Raw genomic sequence first — 300 nt, 5'->3', positions numbered from 1 at the left:
CCGAGGCGTTGTACAACCGCACGTGTGCGGCGTGTCACGCCGGGCAGTTGCCACAGGCACCCAAGAAGGGTGACCCGGCAGCTTGGGAGCCAAGGCTGGCGCAAGGCATGGAGCAACTGGTGGTGCATGTTACCCAGGGTTTCAAGGCTATGCCGCCGCGTGGATTGTGCATGGACTGCAGTGCCGAGGACTACCGTTTGGTCATCCTTTGGATGAGCGGCAGTCCCGATACATAACATTTCACCCTTAGCCGTGTTGGATTAGCTGATGAACAAACTAGTCGTGAGTCTGCTGTTGACC

At 58.0% G+C, this 300-nt stretch carries 1 protein-coding gene; it reads left to right on the top strand.

The window, feature by feature from the left end; translation table 11 throughout:
• Positions 1-236 (top strand): c-type cytochrome (locus B3E94_RS16685; protein WP_286914380.1); only part of this gene is annotated, 236 nt, incomplete at its 5' end.
• Positions 237-300: the final 64 nt, after the last annotated feature.

The sequence above is a fragment of the Pseudomonas sp. UBA6315 genome, assembly GCF_002438125.1.
In the GTDB taxonomy this organism is placed as follows: Bacteria; Pseudomonadota; Gammaproteobacteria; order Pseudomonadales; family Pseudomonadaceae; genus Aquipseudomonas; species Aquipseudomonas faucium.
Note: the sequence above shows the minus strand (reverse complement) of the source record. Positions and strands in the feature narration are given on the sequence as shown.